Annotated in this window: 23 protein-coding genes, 1 tRNA gene and 2 pseudogenes; 14 read left to right on the top strand and 12 right to left on the bottom strand. The window is 70.2% G+C overall.

Going from position 1 to position 23569, the window contains the following annotated elements; genetic code table 11:
- The 5 genes from ACWCSV_RS25010 to ACWCSV_RS24990 form a co-directional block, all read left to right on the top strand.
- Nucleotides 1-372 (top strand): AMP-binding enzyme (locus ACWCSV_RS25010; RefSeq protein ID WP_451145729.1); only part of this gene is annotated, 372 nt, incomplete at its 5' end.
- 261 nt (nucleotides 373-633) lie between these two features.
- Nucleotides 634-2100, top strand: coding sequence for a Na+/H+ antiporter NhaA (gene nhaA, locus ACWCSV_RS25005; RefSeq protein ID WP_451145727.1), 1467 nt, complete (start codon nucleotides 634-636; stop codon nucleotides 2098-2100).
- 39 nt (nucleotides 2101-2139) lie between these two features.
- Nucleotides 2140-2673, top strand: coding sequence for a phage holin family protein (locus ACWCSV_RS25000; RefSeq protein ID WP_451145725.1), 534 nt, complete (start codon nucleotides 2140-2142; stop codon nucleotides 2671-2673).
- Nucleotides 2670-3758, top strand: coding sequence for an alpha/beta fold hydrolase (locus ACWCSV_RS24995; RefSeq protein WP_451145723.1), 1089 nt, complete (start codon nucleotides 2670-2672; stop codon nucleotides 3756-3758). The genes ACWCSV_RS25000 and ACWCSV_RS24995 overlap by 4 nt, the downstream gene beginning before the upstream one ends.
- A 106-nt stretch (nucleotides 3759-3864) precedes the next feature.
- Complete coding sequence (locus ACWCSV_RS24990; protein WP_327177096.1) at nucleotides 3865-4068, top strand: hypothetical protein; 204 nt, start codon at nucleotides 3865-3867, stop codon at nucleotides 4066-4068.
- A gap of 87 nt (nucleotides 4069-4155) precedes the next feature.
- On the opposite strand, the gene ACWCSV_RS24985 is transcribed toward ACWCSV_RS24990, so the two are convergent.
- The 3 genes and pseudogenes from ACWCSV_RS24985 to nth all read right to left on the bottom strand — a co-directional run.
- On the bottom strand, nucleotides 4156-5355 hold the full coding sequence (locus tag ACWCSV_RS24985) for a MarP family serine protease (protein ID WP_451145721.1): 1200 nt from the start codon (nucleotides 5353-5355) through the stop codon (nucleotides 4156-4158).
- Nucleotides 5356-5441: 86 nt separating this feature from the next.
- Nucleotides 5442-6200 (bottom strand): NUDIX hydrolase, encoded by a 759-nt coding sequence (locus ACWCSV_RS24980; protein WP_451145719.1) that lies wholly within the window; start codon nucleotides 6198-6200, stop codon nucleotides 5442-5444.
- 380 nt (nucleotides 6201-6580) lie between these two features.
- Nucleotides 6581-7477: pseudogene (gene nth, locus ACWCSV_RS24975) on the bottom strand (endonuclease III); the annotation flags it as partial.
- Between the two features lie 399 nt (nucleotides 7478-7876).
- On the opposite strand from nth, the gene ACWCSV_RS24970 reads away from it, so the two are divergent.
- The gene (locus tag ACWCSV_RS24970; protein WP_150489041.1) at nucleotides 7877-8551 is read left to right on the top strand and encodes a Crp/Fnr family transcriptional regulator; all 675 of its coding nucleotides are present in this window, start codon (nucleotides 7877-7879) and stop codon (nucleotides 8549-8551) included.
- A 160-nt stretch (nucleotides 8552-8711) separates the two neighbouring features.
- Here the strand turns inward: ACWCSV_RS24970 and ACWCSV_RS24965 are convergent, their stop codons facing one another.
- The 4 genes from ACWCSV_RS24965 to ACWCSV_RS24950 form a co-directional block, all read right to left on the bottom strand.
- Complete coding sequence (locus ACWCSV_RS24965; RefSeq protein ID WP_451145717.1) at nucleotides 8712-9542, bottom strand: MBL fold metallo-hydrolase; 831 nt, start codon at nucleotides 9540-9542, stop codon at nucleotides 8712-8714.
- On the bottom strand, nucleotides 9539-10435 hold the full coding sequence (locus ACWCSV_RS24960) for an NUDIX hydrolase (protein WP_451145715.1): 897 nt from the start codon (nucleotides 10433-10435) through the stop codon (nucleotides 9539-9541). The genes ACWCSV_RS24965 and ACWCSV_RS24960 overlap by 4 nt, the downstream gene beginning before the upstream one ends.
- 163 nt (nucleotides 10436-10598) lie before the next feature.
- The gene (locus tag ACWCSV_RS24955; RefSeq protein WP_451145713.1) at nucleotides 10599-11069 is read right to left on the bottom strand and encodes a RidA family protein; all 471 of its coding nucleotides are present in this window, start codon (nucleotides 11067-11069) and stop codon (nucleotides 10599-10601) included.
- Nucleotides 11069-11227, bottom strand: coding sequence for a DUF4177 domain-containing protein (locus ACWCSV_RS24950; protein WP_003967454.1), 159 nt, complete (start codon nucleotides 11225-11227; stop codon nucleotides 11069-11071). Before ACWCSV_RS24950 ends, ACWCSV_RS24955 begins: the two co-directional genes overlap by 1 nt.
- 71 nt (nucleotides 11228-11298) lie before the next feature.
- On the opposite strand from ACWCSV_RS24950, the gene ACWCSV_RS24945 reads away from it, so the two are divergent.
- Together ACWCSV_RS24945 and ACWCSV_RS24940 are read left to right on the top strand one after the other, a co-directional pair.
- Nucleotides 11299-12273: an ArsA-related P-loop ATPase gene (locus ACWCSV_RS24945; RefSeq protein WP_451145711.1), complete on the top strand. Its 975-nt coding sequence runs from the start codon at nucleotides 11299-11301 to the stop codon at nucleotides 12271-12273.
- On the top strand, nucleotides 12270-13697 hold the full coding sequence (locus ACWCSV_RS24940; protein WP_451145709.1) for an ArsA family ATPase: 1428 nt from the start codon (nucleotides 12270-12272) through the stop codon (nucleotides 13695-13697). Before ACWCSV_RS24945 ends, ACWCSV_RS24940 begins: the two co-directional genes overlap by 4 nt.
- Nucleotides 13698-13935: 238 nt before the next feature.
- Here ACWCSV_RS24940 and ACWCSV_RS24935 read toward each other — a convergent pair whose 3' ends face one another.
- A complete protein-coding gene (locus ACWCSV_RS24935; RefSeq protein ID WP_327177088.1) occupies nucleotides 13936-14286 on the bottom strand; it encodes a WhiB family transcriptional regulator in 351 nt (116 codons plus the stop codon).
- Between the two features lie 617 nt (nucleotides 14287-14903).
- Here ACWCSV_RS24935 and ACWCSV_RS24930 point away from each other — a divergent pair.
- Complete coding sequence (locus tag ACWCSV_RS24930) at nucleotides 14904-17147, top strand: transglycosylase domain-containing protein (protein ID WP_451145707.1); 2244 nt, start codon at nucleotides 14904-14906, stop codon at nucleotides 17145-17147.
- Between the two features lie 95 nt (nucleotides 17148-17242).
- Here ACWCSV_RS24930 and ACWCSV_RS24925 read toward each other — a convergent pair whose 3' ends face one another.
- The gene (locus tag ACWCSV_RS24925; RefSeq protein ID WP_387371286.1) at nucleotides 17243-17707 is read right to left on the bottom strand and encodes a GatB/YqeY domain-containing protein; all 465 of its coding nucleotides are present in this window, start codon (nucleotides 17705-17707) and stop codon (nucleotides 17243-17245) included.
- Between the two features lie 93 nt (nucleotides 17708-17800).
- On the opposite strand from ACWCSV_RS24925, the gene ACWCSV_RS24920 reads away from it, so the two are divergent.
- From ACWCSV_RS24920 to ACWCSV_RS24910, 3 genes are all read left to right on the top strand, one after another.
- Nucleotides 17801-18739 carry a metallophosphoesterase gene (locus tag ACWCSV_RS24920; RefSeq protein WP_451145705.1) on the top strand — a complete coding sequence of 313 codons (939 nt, stop codon included), beginning with the start codon at nucleotides 17801-17803 and terminating at the stop codon, nucleotides 18737-18739.
- Between the two features lie 216 nt (nucleotides 18740-18955).
- Nucleotides 18956-19705: a Pr6Pr family membrane protein gene (locus ACWCSV_RS24915; protein WP_451145703.1), complete on the top strand. Its 750-nt coding sequence runs from the start codon at nucleotides 18956-18958 to the stop codon at nucleotides 19703-19705.
- A gap of 65 nt (nucleotides 19706-19770) precedes the next feature.
- A tRNA-Pro gene (locus ACWCSV_RS24910) sits at nucleotides 19771-19844 on the top strand.
- Nucleotides 19845-19933: 89 nt separating this feature from the next.
- Here the strand turns inward: ACWCSV_RS24910 and ACWCSV_RS24905 are convergent.
- Together ACWCSV_RS24905 and ACWCSV_RS24900 are read right to left on the bottom strand one after the other, a co-directional pair.
- Nucleotides 19934-20316 (bottom strand): annotated as a pseudogene (locus tag ACWCSV_RS24905) (tyrosine-type recombinase/integrase); the annotation flags it as partial.
- Nucleotides 20317-20825: 509 nt separating this feature from the next.
- Nucleotides 20826-22052 carry a DNA sulfur modification protein DndB gene (locus tag ACWCSV_RS24900; RefSeq protein ID WP_451145701.1) on the bottom strand — a complete coding sequence of 409 codons (1227 nt, stop codon included), beginning with the start codon at nucleotides 22050-22052 and terminating at the stop codon, nucleotides 20826-20828.
- Between the two features lie 633 nt (nucleotides 22053-22685).
- Here ACWCSV_RS24900 and ACWCSV_RS24895 point away from each other — a divergent pair.
- On the top strand, nucleotides 22686-22862 hold the full coding sequence (locus ACWCSV_RS24895; RefSeq protein WP_451145699.1) for a hypothetical protein: 177 nt from the start codon (nucleotides 22686-22688) through the stop codon (nucleotides 22860-22862).
- Nucleotides 22863-22915: 53 nt separating this feature from the next.
- Nucleotides 22916-23149, top strand: a complete 234-nt coding sequence (locus ACWCSV_RS24890) for a hypothetical protein (RefSeq protein ID WP_327177043.1) — start codon at nucleotides 22916-22918, stop codon at nucleotides 23147-23149.
- 92 nt (nucleotides 23150-23241) lie between these two features.
- On the opposite strand, the gene tatA is transcribed toward ACWCSV_RS24890, so the two are convergent.
- Entirely contained in the window at nucleotides 23242-23496 is a 255-nt protein-coding gene (gene tatA / locus ACWCSV_RS24885) for a Sec-independent protein translocase subunit TatA (protein WP_451145697.1), read from the bottom strand.
- Nucleotides 23497-23569: the final 73 nt, after the last annotated feature.

The following is a 23569-nucleotide window of genomic DNA, read 5'->3' as shown; positions in this document are numbered from 1 at the left end:
TCGACCACCGAGGTCGAGTCGGCCCTCGTCTCGCACCCCGCGGTCGCCGAGGCCGCGGTGGTCGGCGCGGCCGACGAGACGACCGGCCAGGCCATTGTCGCCTTCGTCATCCTGCGCGGGACGGCGACCTCCTCCGACGAGCTCCTGGCCGAGCTCCGCAACCACGTCGGCGCCACCCTCGGCCCGATCGCCAAGCCCAAGCGGGTGCTGCCGGTGGCGGAGCTGCCCAAGACGCGTTCCGGCAAGATCATGCGCCGCCTGCTGCGCGACAAGGCCGAGAACCGCGAGCTGGGTGACGTCACCACGCTCACGGACCCGTCGGTCATGTCCCTCATCCAGGCGGAGTTCCCCAAGGGGTCCTCCGAGGGCTGAGCGAGGACTTGGCGGAGACTGAGCGCACCAAGACGTAGCGCACCAGGCAGCTGTACGGCTCCGAGGGGCATCCGGCAACGCGCCGGATGCCCCTCCGGCGTGTAGCCGGGCGGACGGTCCGGGGCCTCGTGTTCGGAACAAGCACGGCTGGACAGGCACGGCCCGATCCGAACGAAAGGCCCTACAGTGGCCGTACCCGCGCGAGAGCGGGGAAGATCTTCATAGGGGTGCCGGGAAGTCTGGTCGGCGAGCGTGTCCGCCATGTCCTCGCCGCCCCGAACCCCGGAGGTCTCTCCCGTGGCCGAATCCCGCCGCACCCCGCCGCACCCGCCCGCCACACCCCCTGCGCCCTCCCGGCCGACCCTGCTGGGCCGGCTGTCGCTGCCGGAGCGGACCTACCTGGCGGACGCGCTCCGCACGGAGACGGTCGGCGGGGTCGTCCTGCTGGTGGCGGCGATCGCGGCACTCGTCTGGGCCAACGTGCTCGGCTCTTCCTACACGGCGGTCAGTGACTACCACTTCGGCCCGGCGGCCCTCGGGCTCGATCTCTCCGTGGAGCACTGGGCCGCCGACGGGCTGCTCGCCCTCTTCTTCTTCGTCGCGGGCGCGGAGCTCAAGCGCGAGCTGGTCGCGGGCGAACTCCGTGACCCCAGGACGGCCGCCCTGCCGGTCGTCGCCGCCCTGTGCGGCATGGCGGTGCCCGCGCTCGTCTACGTACTCACCAACACCGTCGGCGGGGGCAGTCTGGGCGGCTGGGCCGTGCCGACCGCGACCGACATCGCCTTCGCGCTCGCCGTCCTCGCGGTACTCGGCACCTCGCTGCCGGGCTCGCTCCGGGCCTTCCTGCTGACGCTGGCCGTCGTCGACGACCTCTTCGCCATCCTGATCATCGCGGTGTTCTTCACCGAGTCGATCGACTTCCTGGCCCTGGGCGGCGCCTTCCTCGGTCTGGCTCTCTTCTGGGCTCTGCTCCGCTTCGAGGTCCGCGGGTGGTGGGTATACGTACCGCTGGCCCTCGTCATCTGGGGGCTGATGTACAACAGCGGCGTGCACGCCACCATCGCAGGCGTCGCCATGGGGCTGATGCTGCGGTGCGTCCGGCGCGAGGGCGAGGAACGCTCCCCCGGCGAGCGCATCGAGCATCTGGTGCGCCCGCTCTCCGCCGGGCTCGCCGTCCCGATGTTCGCCCTCTTCGCCGCCGGGGTGACGCTGCGCGGCGACGCGGTCGCCGGAGTCTTCACCCGGCCCGAGACGCTCGGGGTCGTCCTCGGCCTCGTCGTCGGCAAGACCGTCGGCATCTACGGCGGCGCCCGGCTCGCCACCCGCTTCACCAAGGCCGAACTCAACCCGGCCCTGGCCTGGGCGGACGTCTTCGCGGTCGCCGCGCTCGCCGGCATCGGATTCACCGTCTCGCTGCTCATCGGCGAGCTCGCCTTCGCAGGCGACGAGGACATGACCAACGAAGTCAAGGCGTCCGTTCTGCTCGGTTCGCTCATCGCCACCGTAGTCTCCGGTGTACTGCTCAAACTCCGGGTACGGGTCCACCGGGCACTGTACGAGGCGGAGGAGCGGGACGAGGACGCGTCGGGGGTTCCCGACATCTATGAGCAGGACGATCCCGGGTACCACCTGCGGATGGCCGCACTCCACGAACGGAAGGCGGCCGAGCACCGCCGTCTCGCCGAACGGGCGGGGGCAGCGGGCAACAAGCCGGACAGTCCGGCATGATCTGTCACCGGACGTGTTGAAGAGGAGAGGGAGTCAGGGATGAGCGACCCCGGCAATTTCGTGGGCGGCGCGGACCGCAGTCTGGGACAGCTGGTCGCCACGGCGACCGCCGAGATGTCCGCACTGGTGCACGACGAAATCGCCCTGGCCAAGGCGGAGGTACGCCAGGACGTCAAGCGGGGCGTCATGGGGAGCGCCGCCGGCATCATCGCGGGCGTCCTGCTCCTGTTCGCGATTCCGACGCTGAGCTTCGCGGCCGCGTACGGCATCCACAACCTGGGGCTGGGCCTCGCCTGGTCGTTCCTGATCGTCGGCGGCGCCTTCATTCTCCTGGGCGTACTGCTGGCGCTCTTCGCCGTCGCCAAGTTCAAGAAGGTCAAGCCGCCGGAGAAGTCGATCGCGTCCGCGAAGCAGAGCGCGGCCGTCCTCCAGGGCGTCAAGCCGCACCCTCGCCCGGTCACCGCGCCCGGCCCGTCCCGTCCCGCGATCGGCGGCTCCTCCCTCGTGGACAAGGCAGTCGAGAAGAGCCCGGTTCAGGACAAGTCGTCCACTGTGGCACGCTCTTCGGCATGACGGTCCCCGAAAGCAGCGCATTCGGTACGGCAGGCTCCGCGCGTCCCGCGCCGGAGCCTGCCGGGTCCCCCCCGGACGCCGGGCGGCCCGCCTCCGACGGCGGGCCGACGGCGCCCAGCGGCCCGGCGGTACCCGTCGCGCCGCTGGGCGCCGTCCGCCCGGCTGCGGCCGGCGGTCCGGTACGGCTGGACGGCCCCTGGACGCACCGCGACGTGGCCGCCAACGGGGCGCGCTTCCACATCGCGGAGATGGGATCCGGCCCCCTCGTTCTCCTGCTGCACGGCTTCCCGCAGTTCTGGTGGACCTGGCGCCACCAGCTGCCCGCGCTCGCCGAGGCGGGCTTCCGCGCCGTCGCGATGGACCTGCGCGGCGTCGGGGGCAGCGACCGCACGCCCAGGGGGTACGACCCCGCCAACCTGGCGCTCGACGTCACCGGCGTGATCCGGTCGCTCGGCGAGCCCGACGCGGCACTGGTCGGCCACGACATGGGCGGCTACCTCGCGTGGACGGCGGCCGTGATGCGGCCGAAGCTGGTGCGGCGCCTCGTTGTGTCCTCGATGCCGCACCCGCGCCGCTGGCGTTCCTCCATGCTCTCGGACTTCGCCCAGTCCAGGGCCGGTTCGTACATCTGGGGATTCCAGCGGCCATGGCTGCCGGAGCGTCAGCTCGTCGCGGACGAGGGCGCCCTGGTGGGCAGGCTGATCGAGGAGTGGACGGGCCCGGACGACACCGCCTTCCCGGACGACCCGACGCTGGACGTCTACCGCCGCGCGATGTGCATCCCCTCCACGGCGCACTGCTCGGTGGAGCCGTACCGGTGGATGGTGCGGTCGCTGGCCCGGCCGGACGGGGTGCAGTTCTACCGGCGCATGAAGCGACCGGTCCGGGTACCCACTCTGCACCTGCACGGTTCACTCGATCCAGCGATGCGTACGCGGAGTGCGGCGGGGTCCGGCGAGTACGTCGAGGCTCCCTATCGGTGGCGACTTTTCGACGGTCTCGGGCACTTCCCGCACGAGGAGGATCCGACCGCCTTCTCGACCGAACTCATCAACTGGCTCAAGGATCCCGAGCCCGATCGCTGACCCGATACGTACAGATGTGCGCCGGACGGCCACGTGCCGGGCGCATAGGCCAATTGGCTTGCTTCCGCACGATTACCGACCATGGGTCAGGGGCACACGTCGGGGTATGGGCTGGACGCACGACTTCGGTGACGCAGCACGCAACCGCCGCTCTACCGCCACTGCCGCGGTGAGCACTCACGAGGGGGGCGGCCCCACGGGCCAGATGCATACCGTGCAGGTCATACACGATCCTCGGCTCGGCATTCCCCGCATCCTCCGCCGGCGGGCCCGCTGGGTATCGGCGCGGCTGCGCCATCCCCGCACCTGACCGGGAACCGCGCACACACCTGACCACCACCCGAGCACAGCCGTCTCCCCGCACCGGCACACCGCCCGCGCGGGGAGACGACCACGGTCAGAGAGCGCACCCCTGGGTGTCGACCTGCTGGCCGGCCGTGCGGCCGGCGTCGATGTCCGGCTGGATCTCGTCGGCGGTCAGCACGTAGCCGGTGTCGGCGTCGTCGCGCGACTTGGCGAACACCACTCCGTACACCTGGCCGTCCGGAGTGAGCAGGGGGCCGCCGGAGTTGCCCTGCCGTACGAGCGCGTAGAGCGAGTACACGTCGCGGTGGACGGTGCCCCGGTGGTAGATGTCGAGGCCGCTGGCCTGGATACGGCCGCGGACCCGGGCGGAGCGGACGTCGTAGTCGCCGTTCTCCGGGAAGCCGGCCACGATGGCGCTGTCGCCGGTCTTGGCGTCCGATCCGGTGAATTCCAGTGCGGTGGAATGGAGTTCCGGGACGTCGAGTACGGCGATGTCGCGCTGCCAGTCGTAGACGACGACCCTCGCGTCGTACACCCGTCCCTCGCCGCCGACCTGGACGGTGGGCTCGTCGACGCCGCCGACGACGTGGGCGTTGGTCATGACGCGCCCGTCCGCGAAGACGAAGCCGGTGCCTTCGAGGACCTTTCCGCAGCTCGGGGCCATTCCGACGACCTTGACGACGGACTTCTTCGCGCGGGCCACCACCGGGCTGCCGGTCAACGCCGGGTCGGGGGGCTCGACTTCGGTGATCGGCTCGTTGGCGAACGGGCTGAAGACCTGAGGGAAGCCGTTCTGGGCGAGGACCGAGGAGAAGTCGTCGAACCAGGTGGACGTCTGCTGGGGCATCACGCGGGAGACACCGAGCAGGACGGAGGAGTTGCGGACCTGCTTGCCCAGGGTGGGAAGGGACGTGCCGGCCAGGGCGGACCCGATCAGCCAGGCGACCAGCAGCATCGCGCACACGTTGACCAGGGCACCGCCGGTGGCGTCCACGGCGCGTGCGGGCGACCAGGTGATGTGCCCGCGAAGTTTGTTGCCGAGGTGGGTGGTGAGGGCCTGGCCGACCGACGCGCACACGATCACGATCACGACCGCCACGACGGCGGCCGTCGAGGAGACCTCGGAGTTGGCCGTGACCCGGTCCCAGAGGAGCGGCAGCAGGTAGACCGCTGCCAGGCCTCCCCCCAGAAACCCGATCACGGACAGGATGCCGACGACGAAACCCTGGCGGTAGCCGATGACCGCGAACCACACGGCGCCGACGAGCAGCAGGATGTCCAGCACGTTCACCGTCTATAGCCTCGCAGATTCGTCACCTGGCCCGTCAGGTGACGGGGTCCGGGGGCCCGGAACAACCCAGCAGGGGAGCCAGCCTGTCATGCGTGCCAGTCGAGCGGCACCTGCCTGGTCCTGTCCCAGGGGCGTTCCCAGCCCGCGAAGTGGAGAATCCGGTCGATCAAACCGGCGGTGAACCCCCAGACCAGGGCGTTCTCCACCAGGAAAGCGGGGCCCAGGAAGCCGCTGGGGTGCTTGGTGATCACCCGGTTGGCCGGGTCCGTGAGATCGGCCACGGGGACGGTGAAGACCCGGGCCGTCTCGGCGGCGTCGACCGCCCGCACCGGGCTCGGGGCCCGCCACCAGCCGAGCACCGGGGTCACCACGAAGCTGCTGACCGGGATGTAGAGCCGGGGCAGCACGCTGAAGATCTGCACACCGCGCGGGTCGAGACCGGTCTCCTCCTCGGCCTCCCGCAGCGCCGCCCGGAGCGGACCGCTCGTCGCCGGGTCGCCGTCCTCGGGGTCGAGCGCGCCGCCCGGGAAGGCCGGCTGCCCCGCGTGCGAGCGGAGGGTTCCGGCGCGCTCCATCAGGAGCAGCTCCGGTCCGCGTTCGCCCTCGCCGAAGAGGATCAGCACGGCCGACTGGCGCCCGGCCCCGCTCTCCGGCGGCAGGAAGCGGCTCAGCTGCTGCGGCCGCACGTCGCGGGCGGCCTCGGCGACCGGGGCGAGCCACGACGGCATGCCCTCGGTGGTGACGGCGACCGCGTCCCCGGCTGCGGGCTGCCCGCCCGGCCGGTGCGTCCCGCCGTCCGTCTGCGCGGCACTCGTCGGCCGCGTCGTGCTCGGTGTGTAGGTCATGGGCACCCCCGATTTCTCACAACGCCTGTCATCTGCCATTTCGTTCCGGCCTCATCCGTACGGGGGTGCGCCGGGACGTTCCGTGACGACGGCCGCCGAGGGGGCGGAGCCCGCCGGAGGTACCGGGGGCGCGGCGGGGTCGGCGCGCGCGGCGGGCTCCGGGCGTAAGGCGCGGGGCGCGTTCTCCCTCATTCGGCTCCCGTGCTCGGCGCGGCCTTCGGCCCACGCGCGGCCTTGCGGTCCGACGCCGCCTCGCCGCCCGATGCGGCCTTGCGGTCCGACGCCGCTTTGCCGCCCGACGCGCCCGTGGAGCCCGCGCCCCCGGCCCCGTCCTCCAGCGCGGTCACCAGGGCGGCCTCCTGCGCGGCGGCCTCCCGCCGGCCCAGGCCGGGCGCGGGGTCGCCCGGGTAGTCGGCGGGCGGGCTCAGCCGCTGTCCCGGATAGCCGCCCTTCTCGTACTTCAGCAGCTTCGCGGCCTTCTCCGGGTCGGTCTCTCCCTCTCCGTACGAGGGGCAGAGCGGCGCGATCGGGCACGCGCCGCAGGCGGGCTTGCGGGAGTGGCAGATCCGGCGGCCGTGGAAGACGACCCGGTGGGAGAGCATCGTCCACTCGCTCTTGGGGAAGATTTCGGCGACCACGGCCTCGACTTTCACCGGGTCCTCCTCGTCGGTCCACTTCCAGCGCCGCACCAGCCGGCCGAAGTGGGTGTCGACAGTGATCCCTGGGACTCCGAAAGCGTTGCCGAGCACCACGTTGGCCGTCTTGCGGCCGACGCCGGGCAACGTCACGAGGTCCTCGAGCCGGCCGGGCACCTCGCCGCCGAAGTTGTCCCGCAGCGCCGCCGAGAGGCCGAGGAGCGACCTGGTCTTCGCCCTGAAGAACCCGGTCGGCCGGATCAGCTCCTCCATGTCCTCCGGGACGGCGGCGGCCATGTCCTCGGGGGTGGGGTAGGCGGCGAAGAGCGCCGGGGTGGTCTGGTTGACCCTCAGGTCGGTGGTCTGCGCGGAGAGGACGGTCGCGACGAGGAGTTCGAAGGGGTTGCGGAAGTCCAGTTCCGGATGGGCGTACGGGTATACCTCGGCCAGTTCACGGTTGATCCGGCGGGCCCGGCGGACCATCGCGAGATGCGACTCCGGCTTGGCCGGCTTCGCCCGTACGGTCTTCGACGCGTCGGCGGACTTCGCCCCGGACGGCCGCGCCTTCGCGGCGGACCGGGGGGCGGTGGCGGGCGTGCGGGTGCGAGCCTTCCGCGGCGCCCCCGAGCCCTGTTCGCCCACAGCTGAATCCTGCTTCTCCGACACCTAGACGGCCCCCTCGCCCTTCGCTCCCAGCAGCTTTCCGGACACCCGGTCAGCCTAGGCCGTGACCGGCAATTCGCGTCGGATCAGCGGGCGGTGTCCGGTGCGGTGCATCGCGAGGCGGAGGACCACCCTTCTCCTGGATGCCCTTGAGCGGTCCGGCAGTACTGCGAGGTGCCGTGCCGGGCTTTGCCGTAATCACCCCGGGGCCCGGCCCCCGGATTCGTCCCTGTCAGCGGGATTCCACCCCCGATCGGCCCCCTGCCGTACGATCCGGGCGACTCGTGCGTCAAACTGGTTTGTGATTGATCGCACTGTTTTACCGTCCGGCATGATGGGGACCACGGTTCCCTGAACAGGCCGACAAGGAGAGATCTCGTGGACGACGTTCTACGACGCGCCCCGCTTTTCGCGGCGCTCGATGACGAGCAGGCCGCGGAACTCCGCGCCTCGATGAGTGAGGTGACCCTCGCACGCGGAGACGCGCTGTTCCACGAGGGTGACCCCGGCGACCGCCTGTACGTGGTCACCGACGGCAAGGTGAAGCTCCACCGCACCTCCCCCGACGGCCGCGAGAACATGCTCGCCGTCCTGGGCCCCGGGGAGCTGATCGGCGAGCTGTCGCTGTTCGACCCGGGTCCGCGCACCGCCACCGCGACCGCGCTCACCGAGGTCAAGCTGCTCGGCCTCGGCCACGGCGACCTCCAGCCCTGGCTGAACGCACGCCCCGAGGTCGCCACCGCGCTGCTGCGCGCCGTCGCCCGCCGCCTGCGCAAGACCAACGACCAGATGTCCGACCTGGTCTTCTCCGACGTGCCGGGCCGTGTCGCCCGTGCCCTCCTGGACCTGTCGCGCCGCTTCGGCGTCCAGTCCGAGGAAGGCATCCACGTGGTCCACGACCTCACTCAGGAGGAGCTGGCCCAGCTGGTCGGCGCCTCCCGCGAGACGGTCAACAAGGCGCTCGCGGACTTCGCCGGCCGCGGCTGGCTCCGCCTGGAGGCCCGCGCCGTGATCCTGCTCGACGTCGAGCGGCTGGCGAAGCGCTCGCGCTGAGCCCCACGCGGTACGTGTACCGCCGTACCCGCACGAAGAGGCCCCGCCGTCAGGCGGGGCCTCTCGGCGTTCCCGGACGCGCGGGTCCCACGCCCCCGGGTCCCGGACGCGCGGGTCCCGGGGGCGTGGGACTCCCCGGGAGCGGAACCGGAACCCCGGGTCAGATCAGCCCGTGCTCCGCCAGGTACTCCAGCTGTGCCCGTACGGACAGTTCCGCCGCGGGCCACAGGGACCGGTCGACGTCCGCGTAGACCCGGGCCACCACCTCTGACGGCGTGAGCAGCCCGGACTCCACCGCCGTCTCCACCTGGGCGAGCCGGTGCGCGCGGTGCGCGAGGTAGAACTCCACCGCGCCCTGCGCGTCCTCGAGTACCGGCCCGTGGCCCGGCAGGACGGTGTGGACGCCGTCGTCCGTGGTCAGCGAGCGCAGCCGCCGGAGGGTGTCGAGGTAGTCGCCGAGCCGCCCGTCCGGATGGGCGACGACGGTCGTACCCCGGCCGAGGATGGTGTCGCCGGTGAGCACCGCGCCGTCCGCGGGCAGGTGGAAGGAGAGCGAGTCGGCGGTGTGTCCGGGCGTGGGGACGACCCGGAGTTCGAGCCCTCCGGTGGTGATGACGTCCCCCGCCGCCAGCCCCTCGTCGCCGAGCCGGAGCGCGGGGTCGAGCGCGCGCACCTTCGTACGGGTCAGCTCCGCGAAGCGCGCGGCGCCCTCGGCGTGGTCCGGGTGGCCGTGGGTGAGCAGGGTGAGCGCGATGCGCCGGCCGGCCCGGGCGGCGGTGTCGATCACCGTGCGCAGGTGGGTGTCGTCGAGCGGTCCCGGGTCCAGGACGACCGCGAGGTCCGAGTCGGGCTCGGCGAGGATCCAGGTGTTGGTGCCGTCCAGGGTCATCGCTGAGGCGTTGGGGGCCAGGACGTTGACCGCGCGGGCGGTGGCGGGTCCGGAGACGACCTGTCCGCGCGGTTGTCCGGGCAGAAGCGCGGCGTCGCTCATGCTGTTCCTCCGGCTCCGGGTCCCACGGGCGGGACGGGCGTGGTGAATTCATCGTGCCCCGGCCAGATCAGCTCCAGCCGGTCGCCCTCCAGCCGGGCCCGTGCGAGTACGGGGGCGAGGTTCCGGGTCCCGGCCGCCTTCAGCGCCTCCTCGGCCGTCCGGAACGGCAGGAGCGAGCGCAGCGTCGCCACGGTGGGCGGCATCATCTGGAGTTCGCCCCGGGCGTGGCCGGCGGTGGCGTCGGCGGGGGTGATCCAGACGGTGCGGTCGGCCTCGGTGGAGGCGTTGCGGGTGCGCTGGCCCTCCGGGAGCGCGGCGACGAAGAACCAGGTGTCGTAGCGCCGGGTCTCGAACTCGGGGGTGATCCAGCGGGCCCAGGCGCCGAGCAGGTCGGAGCGGAGCACGAGCCGCCGCCGCTCCAGGAACCCGGCGAAGGAGATCTCCCGGGCGACGAGTGCCGCCCGGTCCTCCTCCCAGTCGGCGCCCGTGGTGTCGCCGACGACGGTGTCGGGGGTGGGGCCCGCGAGGAGTACGCCCGCCTCCTCGAAGGTCTCCCGGACCGCCGCGCACACGATGGCCTGGGCCTCCGCCGCGCTCGGGACACCCAGACATGCGGCCCAGCTCTCCAGCGGGGGTCCGGCCCAGCCGACGAGGTGGTCGTCGTCGCGCGGGTCGACCCCGCCGCCCGGATAGGCGTACGCGCCTCCGGCGAAGGCCATGGTGGTACGGCGCCGCAGCATGTGGACGGCGGGTCCGGCACCGGCCGCGGCGGGCGAGTCACGCAGCAGCATCACGGTGGCCGCGCGCCGGGGGGTCACGGCCGTCAGCTCGCCCGCGGCGAGGGCTCTGATCCGGTCGGGCCATTCCGGTGGGTACCACTGACCTTGGGACATGGCCGGAGGCTATCCGGATCGGCCGATTTGTACGAGAGGGGAACGCGCGTTCCCTCCCGGTGAGATCAACACCCCGGGATCAACAGCTGGGATCAACGGCTGGTACGAAAAAGATCCCGCCCGGCCCAGAAGGCCGGACGGGACCGGAAACAGGTGCGTGCGGTCAGGCGTCGGTCAGCTCGACCTGGATCTCGACCTCGACCGGTGCGTCCAGCGGCAGGACGGCGACACCGACGGCGCTGCGGGCGTGCACGCCCTTGTCGCCGAGCACCTCGCCCAGCAGCTCGCTGGCACCGTTGATCACACCGGGCTGCCCGGTGAAGTCAGGAGCGGAGGCAACGAATCCGACGACCTTCACGACCCGGGCGATCCGGTCCAGGTCACCGACTGCCGACTTCACGGCCGCGAGGGCGTTGAGGGCGCAGACCCGGGCGAGGTCCTTGGCCTCCTCGGCCGTCACCTCGCCGCCGACCTTGCCGGTCACACCGAGCCGGCCCTCGACCATCGGCAGCTGGCCCGAGGTGTACACGTACGCACCGGACAGCACGGCCGGCTGGTACACGGCCAGCGGCGGGACGACGTCGGGCAGGGTGAGTCCGAGCTCGGCGATCCGCGCCTCGACGGTACCGGCCATTACGCCTTCTCCCGCTTCAGGTAGGCCACGAGCTGCTCGGGGTTGTTCGGCCCGGGCACGACCTGGACCAGCTCCCAGCCGTCCTCGCCCCAGGTGTCCAGAATCTGCTTGGTCGCGTGCACGAGGAGCGGCACGGTCGCGTATTCCCACTTGGTCATGGCCCCGACTGTAATGCCTGGCACGGGCGCTCCCGTGCGTAGGCTGCCGACCTACTGGTTAGGCTCGAAGCGTGAGCAGGTTCCAGGTCGTCAGCGGCAAGGGCGGCACCGGTAAGACCACGGTGGCCGCCGCCCTCGCGCTCGCCCTCGCGGCCGAGGGCCGGCGCACCCTACTCGTCGAGGTGGAGGGCCGCGGCGGCATCGCCGAGCTCTTCGGCGCGGGCGCCTCGCCGTACGAGGAGCGCAGGATCGCCGACGTGCCGGGCGGCGGCGAGGTGTTCGCCCTGGCCATCGACGCCGAGCAGGCGCTCCTCGACTACCTCCAGATGTTCTACAAGCTCGGCAGCGCGGGCCGGGCGCTCAAGAAGCTCGGCGCGATCGACTTCGCCACCACCATCGCGCCCGGGGTCCGGGACGTCCTGCTGACGGGCAAGGCGTGCGAGGCCGTGCGCCGTAAGGACAAGCAGGGTCGTTTCGTCTACGACCACGTGATCATGGACGCGCCGCCCACCGGCCGGATCACCCGCTTCCTCAACGTCAACGACGAGGTGGCGGGTCTGGCCCGGATCGGCCCGATACACAACCAGGCGCAGTCCGTGATGCGGGTCCTCAAGTCCCCCGACACCGCGGTCCATCTGGTGACCCTGCTGGAGGAGATGCCGGTGCAGGAGACCGCGGACGGCATCGGGGAACTGCGCGCGGCCCAGCTCCCGGTGGGCCGGGTGATCGTCAACATGGTCCGCCCCCACCTGCTGGACGAGGAGGCGCTGCGCACCGCGTCGGGCGCCCGCCGCAAGGAGATCGCGAAGACCCTGACCCGGGCGGGCGTGACCGGTTCGGCGGCCCTGGTCCGCCCGCTGATCGCGCAGGCGGCCGAGCACGCGCAGCGGGTCCGCCTGGAGCGCGAGCAGCGGGCCGTACTGGCCGGGCTCGGGCTGCCCACGGACGAGCTGCCGCTGATGGGCGAGGGCATCGACCTCGCCGCTCTGCACGTCCTGGCCGGGGAGCTCCGTAAACAGGGCGCAGGGGAAGAGGGGGCCTCATGACGCGGGCGCCCGGCACCGAGGGCGAAGGCGGCAAGGCGGCGGTGGACGGCACGGAGTTGACGGGCGGCGCGGAGACGGCGGCGGAAGTGGTGGCCGGTACGGACCCCGTGCACGCGCCGGGCCTCGACACCGACGCGCTGCTCGACGACCCCGGTATCCGGATCGTGGTGTGCTGCGGCTCCGGCGGGGTCGGCAAGACGACCACGGCCGCGGCGCTCGGCGTACGCGCGGCGGAGCGCGGACGCAAGGTGGTCGTCCTCACCATCGACCCCGCGCGCAGGCTCGCCCAGTCCATGCGCATCGACCAGCTCGACAACGTCCCGCGCCGGGTCGAGGACATCGCGGGCGAGGGCGAACTGCACGCCATGATGCTCGACATGAAGCGGACCTTCGACGAGACGGTCGAGGCGCACGCGGACCCCGAGCGGGCCCGCGCCATCCTGGAGAACCCCTTCTACCAGTCCCTGTCGGCCGGCTTCGCGGGCACGCAGGAGTACATGGCGATGGAGAAGCTCGGGCAGCTGAGGGCCCGCGACGAGTGGGACCTGATCATCGTCGACACCCCGCCCTCGCGTTCCGCGCTGGACTTCCTGGACGCGCCGAAGCGGCTCGGGTCGTTCCTCGACGGCAAGTTCATCCGGCTGCTGATGGCGCCCGCGAAGATGGGCGGCCGGGCCGGGATGAAGTTCCTCAACGTGGGCATGTCGATGATGACCGGCACCCTCGGCAAGCTGCTGGGCGGCCAGTTCCTCCGGGACGTACAGACGTTCGTGGCCGCCATGGACTCGATGTTCGGCGGCTTCCGTACCCGGGCGGACGCCACGTACCAGCTGCTCCAGGCCCCGGGGACCGCGTTCCTGGTGGTCGCGACGCCGGAGCGGGACGCGCTGCGCGAGGCGGCCTACTTCGTGGAACGGCTGGCGGCGGAGCGGATGCCGCTGGCGGGGCTGGTGCTGAACCGGGCGCACGGCAGCGAGGCCGCGCGCCTCACGGCCGAGCAGGCACTCGCCGCCGCCGAAAATCTTGAGACGGCGGGCATGGTGGATGAGGCTCCCGGGAAGACTGGTCCTCGTGACCCGGCGGTAGCCCTCCCTCCCGAGGCATCCCCCGAAGCCGCCGAGTCCCCCACCCCCGTCGGCACGAACGGCACGGATGCCCTGGACGGCACGGACGGCGCACCGGCGGTCCCCGTGGTCGCGATCGAAGAACTCACCGAGGGACTGCTGCGCCTGCACGCCGAACGCATGCAGGTCGTCGCGCGCGAGCGGCTTACCCGTGAGCACTTCACCGCAGCCCACCCCGAGGTCCTGGTGACCGAGGTGGCCGCGCTGCCGGGCGACGTGCACGATCTGGCGGGACTGCGGACCGTGGGCGAACGCCTCGCCGCGGGCGCGGCGGGCCACGACCCCGCCGGGGCGGCCTGAGGGCCCGGACTCCACCGGCCGGTCCGCGACCGTGAGCGGGCACGCCCAGCCGTGGGACGGCCCCGGTTCGCCCGAGGCATTCCCCGTACGGCGCGTTCGCGCGACTCCGTACGGGGACGTCGACGACCGGCCCCCTGCCGGCCCGCCGGCTCAACCCGGCTGCGGGCGCGGAGAGTTCCCCCCTGCTGCGCGCGTCACGCGGAGAGCCACCACCGCGGCACACCCCGCCGGAAGCCGGCTACCCCACTGCGGCGTACGTCTCCTGGAAGTCGTCGTCGTCCATGTCGATGACTCCGGGCAGCATGCCCGTGGACCGCTCGTACTCGCTGCGCGCGGTCTCCAGCAGTCGCCGCCAGGACGTGACGGTGGGGCGGCGGCGCAGCAGTGCGCGGCGCTCCCGTTCCGTCATCCCACCCCACACGCCGAACTCGACGTGATTGTCGAGCGCGTCGGCCAGGCACTCCGTCCGCACCGGACATCCGGTGCACACCGCCTTGGCCCTGTTCTGCGCTGCCCCTTGTACGAACAGCTCGTCCGGATCGGTAGTGCGGCAGGCTGCCTGCGCACTCCAGTCGGTTACCCAGCCCATGCCGGCGCCGTCCTCTCCCGAATTGAGGCTCCCCCACGGCGGCAGAGGCATATTCACCGCTGCCAGTTGAGGACGTTACGGAAGCGGCTCCGAGCACAACACCCCCTTCGGGCCCAATCTTGAATGGCCCGAACGGACTATGCGTATGCGGCAGATCACCCAGGGGAGTGATGCGAGGACATGCGAGACGAACCATGCAAAAAGGGGACGGTACACCCGAGTTGCAAGGGACGCTCCATGACACACCAGGTGTTTTCGGGAATGCCTGGTGTGCGGTCCTCCGCACGAACACCGAGCTGGGGGATGCATGCGGCGTGTGCGTGGGGGTTGATACGAAGCCGGACTGCTGTGACAGTTGAGTGCAGCTTAGGCCAAGGGATGCGCGCGTGTCCGGCGAATGACAACGTAGCCACTGCGCCGTGCCATCACGCCGGCGCACGCCTGCGTGCAGACATCCGCGCCCCCGTGCGCCCGCAGGCTCCCGCCGGCCGGTGCGCACGCCTGTGACGTGCTGAATCCGGCTCTCAAACCCGTGTCTCGTAACGGGTTGGTACCTGAACATCCCGAGCGGAGCCTGCTCCATCGGAACGTACAGGGATACGGATTAGGCTGCCCCCATGCCAAAAAAGCGCTCGGGCGGGGGTCTCACCACGACCCAGCAGGCCGCCAAGTTCCTCGGTGTCGCCGCGCTCTCCGGAGCCGTGCTGGCGGGCATCGCACTGCCTGCCGCGGGCGCACTGGGCCTCGCCGCCAAGGGGACGGTCGAGGGATTCGACGAGATCCCCGCCAACCTCAAGACTCCACCGCTCAGCCAGCGCACCACGATCCTGGACGCCGACGGGGGTGCCATCGCGACGGTGTACTCGCGCGACCGCACCGTCGTGCCGCTCAAGGACATCTCTCCGTACATGCAGAACGCGATCGTCGCGATCGAGGACTCACGCTTCTACGAGCACGGGGCGGTCGACCTCAAGGGCATCCTGCGCGCGATGAACCGCAACGTGCAGTCGGGCGGGACGGCGGAAGGCGCGTCGACCCTCACCCAGCAGTACGTGAAGAACGTGTTCGTCGAGGAGGCGGGCGACGACCCGGAGAAGGTCGCCGAGGCCACCCAGCAGACCCTGGGCCGCAAGGTCCGTGAACTGAAGTACGCGATCCAGGTCGAAGAGGAGCTCGGCAAGAAGAAGATCCTCGAGAACTACCTCAACATCACGTTCTTCGGACAGCAGGCCTACGGCGTGGAGGCCGCCTCCCAGCGGTACTTCTCCAAGCACGCCAAGGACCTGACGCTGGACGAGGCCGCGCTGCTCGCGGGTATCGTCCAGTCGCCGACCCGGTACGACCCCGTCAACGACGAGGAAGAGGCGACCAAGCGCCGCAACACGGTCCTCGCGCGCATGGCCGCGACCGGCAGCATCTCGCAGGCCGACGCCGACAAGGCCATGGCCGCCCCGATCAAGCTGAAGGTCAAGACCCCGCAGAACGGCTGCATCACCGCCGTCAGCGGCGCGGGCTTCTTCTGCGACTACGTACGCAAGGTCATCCTCAACGACCCCGCCTTCGGCAAGACGAGCGAGGAGCGGTCGAAGCTCTGGAACCTCGGCGGCCTGACCATCAAGACCACGCTCTCCCCGCGTGCCCAGGAGGCCGCCGACGAGGCCGCCACCGCGAAGGTCAACAAGACCGACAAGGTCGCCGCCTCCGTGGTGCAGGTCGAACCCGGCACGGGGAAGATCCTCTCGATGGGCCAGTCACGCCCCTACGGCCTGGACCAGAAGAAGAACGAGACGGTCCTCAACCTCGCCGTCGGCTCCGCGATGGGCGGCTCCACCTACGGCTTCCAGGTCGGCTCGACGTTCAAGCCGATCACCGCGGCGGCGGCTCTGGAGAAGGGCATCAGCCCGGCCCAGTCCTTCACCACGGACCACGAGATCACGCTGCCGATGAGCTCCTTCACCACCTGCTCGGGTGCTCCGGCGGGAAGCGACACCTGGAAGCCGTCGAACGAGACGGACGAGGAGAAGGGCACCTGGGACATGACCAGCGCCCTCGGGAAGTCCATCAACACCTACTTCGCGAAGCTGGAGCAGAAGGTCGGCCTCTGCGACACGGTCCAGATGGCGAAGAAGGTCGGTTACGCCCGCGGTGACGGCAAGCCCCTCGGCGAAGACCCCTCCATCACCCTCGGCGGCGCGGAGAGCACCCCGCTCGGCATGGCCGCCACCTACGCGACCTTCGCCAACCGCGGCACGTACTGCACCCCGATCGCCATCCAGTCGATCACCGACGCCAACGGCAAGAAGCTCGCCGTGCCGAAGTCGGACTGCTCGCGGGCGATGAGCGAGAAGACCGCGGACACGATCAACCAGATGCTGAAGGGCGTGGTCGAGGACGGCACCGGTACGGCCGCCGGTCTGAGCGACCGCGACAACGCCGGCAAGACCGGTACGACGAACGAGCGCGTGGACGCCTGGTTCGTCGGCTACACGCCGAACCTGTCCACGGCCGTCTGGGTCGGTGCCGACATCGGCAAGAAGCTGCCGATGTACAACATCAACATCGGCGGACAGTACTACGACAAGGTCTGTGGTGGCTGTCTGCCCGGTCCGATCTGGAAGATCGCGATGACCGGCGCACTCGACGCGGGCGAGACCCCGTCCTTCAACGCTGTCTCCGTCCCCAGGGGCGAGGAGAAGGGCGACAAGGACAAGGGCCGCGACGGGGAGGGCGACGGCGACGACACCGGCGACGCCGGCAGCACCCCGGCGCCCGGCACCACCGTGCTGCCGGACTTCCTCGGCGGCAACCAGGGCGGCGGCGGCCGGCACGGCGGTCAGGACGGCGGCGGCAACGGCCCCTGACGGCCGGGCCGAACGTCGGACGTGAAGGTGGGGCGCCCCCGTCGACCGGGGCGCCCCACCTTTTTTCGTGCGTTCAGGACTCAGCCCTCAGGGCCTCAGCCCGCGAGGGACTTCTTCACCGCGGCGGCGACCCGGCCGCCCTCGGCGAGACCCGCGACCTTCGGGCTGACGATCTTCATCACGGCGCCCATGGCACGCGGGCCCTCGGCACCGGCGGCCTTCGCCTCCGCCACGGCGGAGCCGACGATCGCGTCGAGCTCCTCGTCGGAGAGCTGCTTGGGCAGGTAGGCGTCGAGCAGCTCGCCCTCGGCCTTCTCCCGCTCGGCCTGCTCCGTCCGGCCGCCCTGGGCGAACGCCTCCGCCGCCTCGCGGCGCTTCTTCGCCTCCTTGGCGATGACCTTCTGCACCTCGTCGTCGGAGAGTTCGCGAGCGGTCTTCCCGCTCACCTCCTCCTTGGTGATCGCGGTGAGGGTCAGCCGAAGGGTGGACGAGGTCAGCTCGTCACGCGCCTTCATGGCGGTGGTGAGGTCTTCCTTGAGCTTGGACTTGAGCGTGGTCATGACTTGATTGTGTCAGGTACGCGGTCCCGGGTGCCCGTTCGTTTTCCCACCGCCGCCGGACCCCGCCCGGGCCGGGTCTGCGACGATGGGCGCATGCGCGCACGCTACGGAGTTCCCCTGAAAGTCGCTGCGACCGGTGCGGCGGTCGGCGTCGCCGGCCTCGCCTACGCCGCAGGATTCGAGGCCCGCTCGTTCCGCCTCCGCCGGGTGACCGTCCCGGTACTCCCGCCCGGGGCACGCCCGTTGCGCGTACTCCAGATCTCGGACGTCCACATGGTCAGCGGCCAGCGCAAGAAGCGCGCCTGGCTCCAGTCCCTGGCAGGGCTCCGCCCGGACTTCGTCGTCAACACGGGCGACAACCTCTCGGACCCCGAGGCGGTCCCCGAGCTGCTGGACGCGCTGGGGCCCCTCATGGAGCTCCCCGGCGTGTACGTCTTCGGCTCGAACGACTACTACGGCCCCAAGCTCCGCAACCCGGTGCGCTATCTCAAGGAGAAGGCGGCCGGCAAGCACGGGCTGAACGGGAACGCCCCGGCGACGAACGTGGTCCACAACCCGTGGGAACCCATGCGCGACGCCTTCGACGACGCCGGGTGGACCGGACTCTCCAACACCCGGGGCCGGCTGAAGCTCGACGGCCTGGACATCGCGTTCACCGGGCTGGACGACCCCCACATCAAGCGTGACCGGTACGCCGAGGTCTCCGGCGGCCCCGAGACGGGCGCCGACCTCTCCATCGGCGTGGTCCACGCCCCGTACCTGCGCTCGCTCGACGCGTTCACGAAGGACGGCTACCCGCTGATCCTGGCCGGTCACACGCACGGCGGACAGCTCTGCATCCCCTTCTACGGCGCGCTGGTCACCAACTGCGACCTGGACACGGACCGGGTGAAGGGCCTCTCCAGCCACACGGCCGACGGCAACCGGTCCTACCTCCACGTCTCGGCCGGCTGCGGCACGAACCGCTACACCCCGGTCCGCTTCGCCTGCCCCCCGGAAGCGACCCTGCTCACCCTGACCGCGCGGGCCTGAGGCGCGAGGCCCGATTCCGGCGGCGGGCTGCGAGGGCGGCGGGCGGGCCCGAGCCGTCATCCGCCTTCGCACGGCCCGTCCGCCGCGGACCGCCCGTCCGCCGCGGACCGCCCGTCCGCCGCGGACCGCCCGTCCGGCGCGGGCCGCCCGTCCGGCGCGGGCCCATCCGCCACGGATGAATCGCGGGCCCGGAACCTCGCCTTTACGGTGAGGACCATGACCGCCGCCCCCAGAACCGCGACGCTGCCCAGGCCCCGTGCCGAAGACGCGTTCCTGCGGGGCGCCCGCACCCCCCGCCGTACCGCCGCCGCGCTCCGGGTACTGGTCTGCGCGGCGGCGGTCTGCGGCCTCACCATCGAGCTGGCGACCACCGGCGCGCCGCTGGAACTGCTGAGCCGGTTCACCTTCCAGGCGAACCTCCTGATCGCCGGGGTCTTCGGCTGGTCCGCTCTCCGCTCCTGGACGGGCCGGGGCCCCGTGACCGCGCACCTGACGGGCGGCGTACTCCTCGTCGCGGTGATCATCGGCCTGACGTACCACCTGATCCTGACCGACAACAGCTTCGGCTACTCCGCCGCAGGCTCCCCCGACCCCGCGGCCGCGGGCGCCCGCGCCGTCTCGGAGCGGCTGCTGCACTCGGTCCTGCCGGTGGCCGTGACCCTGGACTGGCTCCTGCTGACCCCGGCCCGGACGCTGCGCCTGCGCTTCCTGCCGCTGTGGCTGCTCTCCGCCCTGGCCTATCTGGGCTTCGTCCTCGCCCGGGGCACCCTGCTCTCCCCCGACGCCGGTCCCCGCTACCCGTACCCCTTCCTCGACGTGGACACCTACGGCTACTCGGAGGTCCTCGCCCACGCCTTCGCCCTCTCCCTGCTCCTCATCGTCCTGGCCACCCTGCTCATCGCCCTGGACCACGTACGCCCCCGGCCCCTCCACCGGCTCCGACAGCGGACCGGGCCCCGCCGGTAACCGGATTTCGCCTCCGGGCGCGGGTGGGCTAGAGTTATCGATGTCGCCGGGAGACCGGTGGACATCGGGGTGTAGCGCAGCTTGGCAGCGCGCTTCGTTCGGGACGAAGAGGTCGTGGGTTCAAATCCCGCCACCCCGACAGCCAAAACAGCAGGTGAGGCGCCTACCGGATTCGGTAGGCGCCTCACCTGTTTGTGCGTGTGTGACTATCTGCGTGACTACCGCTCCGGGAGGCGGGGGCGTGCCGAAGATTCCGTCCATGGCTGTTGCCCCGGTCTGGATCACTGGGCGGATCTGCTTCCGGTAGACCTCCTCGGTGACCGCCGTGCTGGAGTGCCCGACCAACCGGGAAATCTCTTCGAGCGGGATGCCACGGTCAGACAAGATCGAAACGAAGGACGTGCGAGTCTCCCTCGTGGTCCACTCGTGCGGCTTGAGCTCGATGCCAGGCGTCAGCGCGACGCGGGCGAGGACTTTCCGGAACTCACGTCGCACGTTCGCTGCGTCCAACTCAGTCCCCACGGCCGAAGTGAACACGAGTCTGTGTTCCTGCCACTGATCACCGACTGCCGTCCCTGACGCTCTCGCTGGATCTTGAGTGCATCGATGGCGTCTGGATGGTCTCCGCTATGGCATTGCCCTACCGACTGCACGAACTTGACATGCTTTCGGACTGGCATTATCGGCACTTGCGTTGACCCGGGAAACCGAGATTTGGCACTGGTGAACCCAATTTTCGCCCGCCCACAAGAAAAGCATCGGCTTCTCAAAAAAGCATTCAAGATGACACAGGCCAAGAATTCAAGCCTGCGTGACGTGGCGCAAGAGTGGAATGCAAGTTCCGAAGAACTGAATAGTCGGGCATTCAACTAAGCCTTCACTGTTCGAAGTGGAGATAAAAGCGGGGCAGGGTTTTGCAAATTCGAAAGACCTCGCCTATCCCGGTTCGCTAACATGCGACGCCTGCCTTGCAATATTCCCCCTTTGCACGGAAACCCCTCCCTGTGTCAGAAATGACCAAGGCGGCCCCCGGCCAACTTCCTAGGCCGGTGACCGCCGGTCTGTAATTAAGTGACTTCCTCGGTGTAGTAGCAGCCTTCAATCCTGGGTGGAAGCAGATCTAGAATCGTCCGCGAATCTGCTTACCCGTTTCGCCCTCCGGATGGTTCAGCGCGTCGTAGACCTTATGACCGGAGTCACGCGCGCCGCCAGCCCAGGAGACGGCCCCTCGATCGGTTACCTTGGCCGCGATGCCACCCCAGTACTTCGCCTCACGCTCCCACTCGATACCTTCCAGCATGCGCTCCAGGGTGACTCCCGCGGGCATGGGGTCTGAGCTCCACGACATAGTGCGATTCATGGTCGCGCCGAGACCAGCCACGACAGCGGGCGCAGTGACAGCAGTCTTGGCATGGAAGAGCGAGGCGTTTTCCTGCAGGAATGCGCCGACGGTCTCCATAACTTCACGCTGAACGACGGCTTTGTCCGGGCGGTCGCCGCTCTGATTGACGGGGATGTCCTCGTACTCAATACCGGTCGACGCGGCATGGATCCCAGCCTTGCCGAGCATGGCCGTAGCGACGAGGGTTCGGAGGACGGACATTGTCATCCACTCCACAGCCTTGTCCGACACCTGGCGCTTGCCGGTGAGAATCAGGCTGGACAAGGGAACCGCGGTATCGCCGGCAGGCACCTCCAACGACTCCATCAGTTTGCGCGTCACGGTGGTTCCGAAGTCGCGACCGTCCATGGACATGGCCAAGGACTTGTCGACCGGGACGCCCTTCAGATTGCGGTCATGGAAGATCTGCCGGGCGGCCATGACGCTGATGCCGTGAAAGATCTCGAATGACAGCGGGACCGCACCGAAGTCACAGTCCTCCAGCTCGTAGGCAGCAGGATTCTTCTTGATCCGGTGCCAGGCAGTGACCTGAGTCTCGCTGTCGAGAGCATAGAGGCCGTCCTTGATCGGCAGAGCCGACGATCCGTCCTCTGAGATGACCAGCGGGCGCGGCGACCACAAAGTGATCTGCGGAAGCGACCAATGGTTATCGAGGTCCCCTCGCAAACCCGCCGCAATGTAGTCGGCGTACTCGCCGACGTTCCTAGCCTTCTTGCTGCTCGCCGTACCCAGGAGCCGCTGGATCTCGGCACGGGTGCGGGCGTACTCGCTGATCGGCTGTCCGGCCTTCTGAGCACGCTTGGCGGCGTCCTCGACCTCCTGGGGATCGTTGACGATGGCCAGCAGGTTCTCACAGTCGATAACACCGTTCGCCATGACTCCCTTGCGAATCTCGCGGAGGTCGGCGGGCAGACCGGTGGTCACTGGCTTCAAAGGCGTGGGCATGCGCAGGATCCCCCCTGTAGGGACGGCACTTGACGCGTCGTCACCCCATGGACGATACCTAAAGCACCACCAAGGGAGCAACTGAGGTGGCTTAAGCAGTCCATTTTTCGCACCTCAGTTGGCGATTTCTGCCTGCGGACGAACATAAGATGGCCAAGTTCGAAGCCGCGGCGAACCCAGTGGGCGGCTAGTCCTTCTACGACGCTCCGGGGCCCCGGAAGCAGTCGCCAACCCCACGGGGTTCCGCTGGTATTGCCAGAAGGCATACAGCAGCGACCTACCGCAACCACGTCGACCGCCCCTGTCCGTTACCGTCGGCTCCGGAACCCTTGTAGCGGCCGGCATGACCGCCGCTGTCCGATCCGGCTAGAGCTACGGATCGGACGTTCAGGCATCCAGCATGCGTCCCGATGAGTGTCTAACTGCGTGACAACGCAGGCAGCCAGCAGCGGACAACCACGGATGCCGATGAACAATCAGCCCAGACCAGAGGGCACCGCCCCTCAGGTCGAGCACTCCCCAACTTGCTTCGGGACGAAGAGGTCGTGGGTTCAAATCCCACCACCCCGACAGCCAAAACAGCAGGTGAGGCGCCTACCGGATTAGGTAGGCGCCTCACCTGTTTTCCGTACCGTGTCGCGCCGACCCGCTTCGCTGCCCGCTGTCCGCCGCCTGGCCGCGGTGTTTCCGAGCCACGAGGACGGCGCCCCGGAGACCGCACGGGTGTTCGGAGACCGTGACGGCAGCGGCGCCCGGGGCAGGGGCGACGGCAGCGACGGCAGCGGTGACCTGCAGGGCAAGAAGACGTAGCGGTTGCTCGATGCTCACCTAAGGGGTGCGGCACAGCCCGTAAAGTTGTGGGCATGGATCTTCACACTGCGACGATGTGGGAGACAGCCGAACTCGCCGGAGGACCTGCCGATGGTCTTCGCATGCGGGTTCCCGACCAGCCCCCGGTCCTTCAGGTGACGCGTCCCTGCCGCGTCGAATCCCCGGACGGCGACGAATTCATGGTGGACGCGTTGTACGTGTACCGCCGCGACCCCTATGCGCAGGACGAGCCCGTGGCGTACGGGTTCGATCCCGCCAGCCCCTGATCCCTGCGGTTCGGGGCAGCGCGCCACCGCGCCCCCTGTCCCGCGGTCGCTGAGGGCCGGCGGGACAGGGGGCGCAGGCTTGTGCTGTGCGGTCAGAGGTCCGCGGGGCGCGGCTCCGCCGTCGTGGCGGCGACGGTCGTCGGCGCGGCCGGGGCCGGGGCGGCGGCCGGGGTGTGAGCCGGGGCAGGGGCGGGGTCGTTCTTCATCGCCTGCGCCTCGCTCTTCAGGATGCGCGCCGACTTGCCCAGGGCCCGTGCGGCCTCCGGGAGCTTCTTCGATCCGAACAGCGCGATGACCACGACCGCCAGGATCAGCACGTGCCAGGGTTCCAGTCCATTGCGGAGCATGCCGAGCCCGCCTTCCTCGTGTCGGCCGTGGGCGCTCGCACGCCGCCCGCCCGGCCCAGATGGTTGCTGCTTG

The sequence above is a fragment of the Streptomyces sp. NPDC001770 genome, from assembly GCF_053596135.1.
This window is presented reverse-complemented; position numbering and strand designations above follow the sequence as displayed.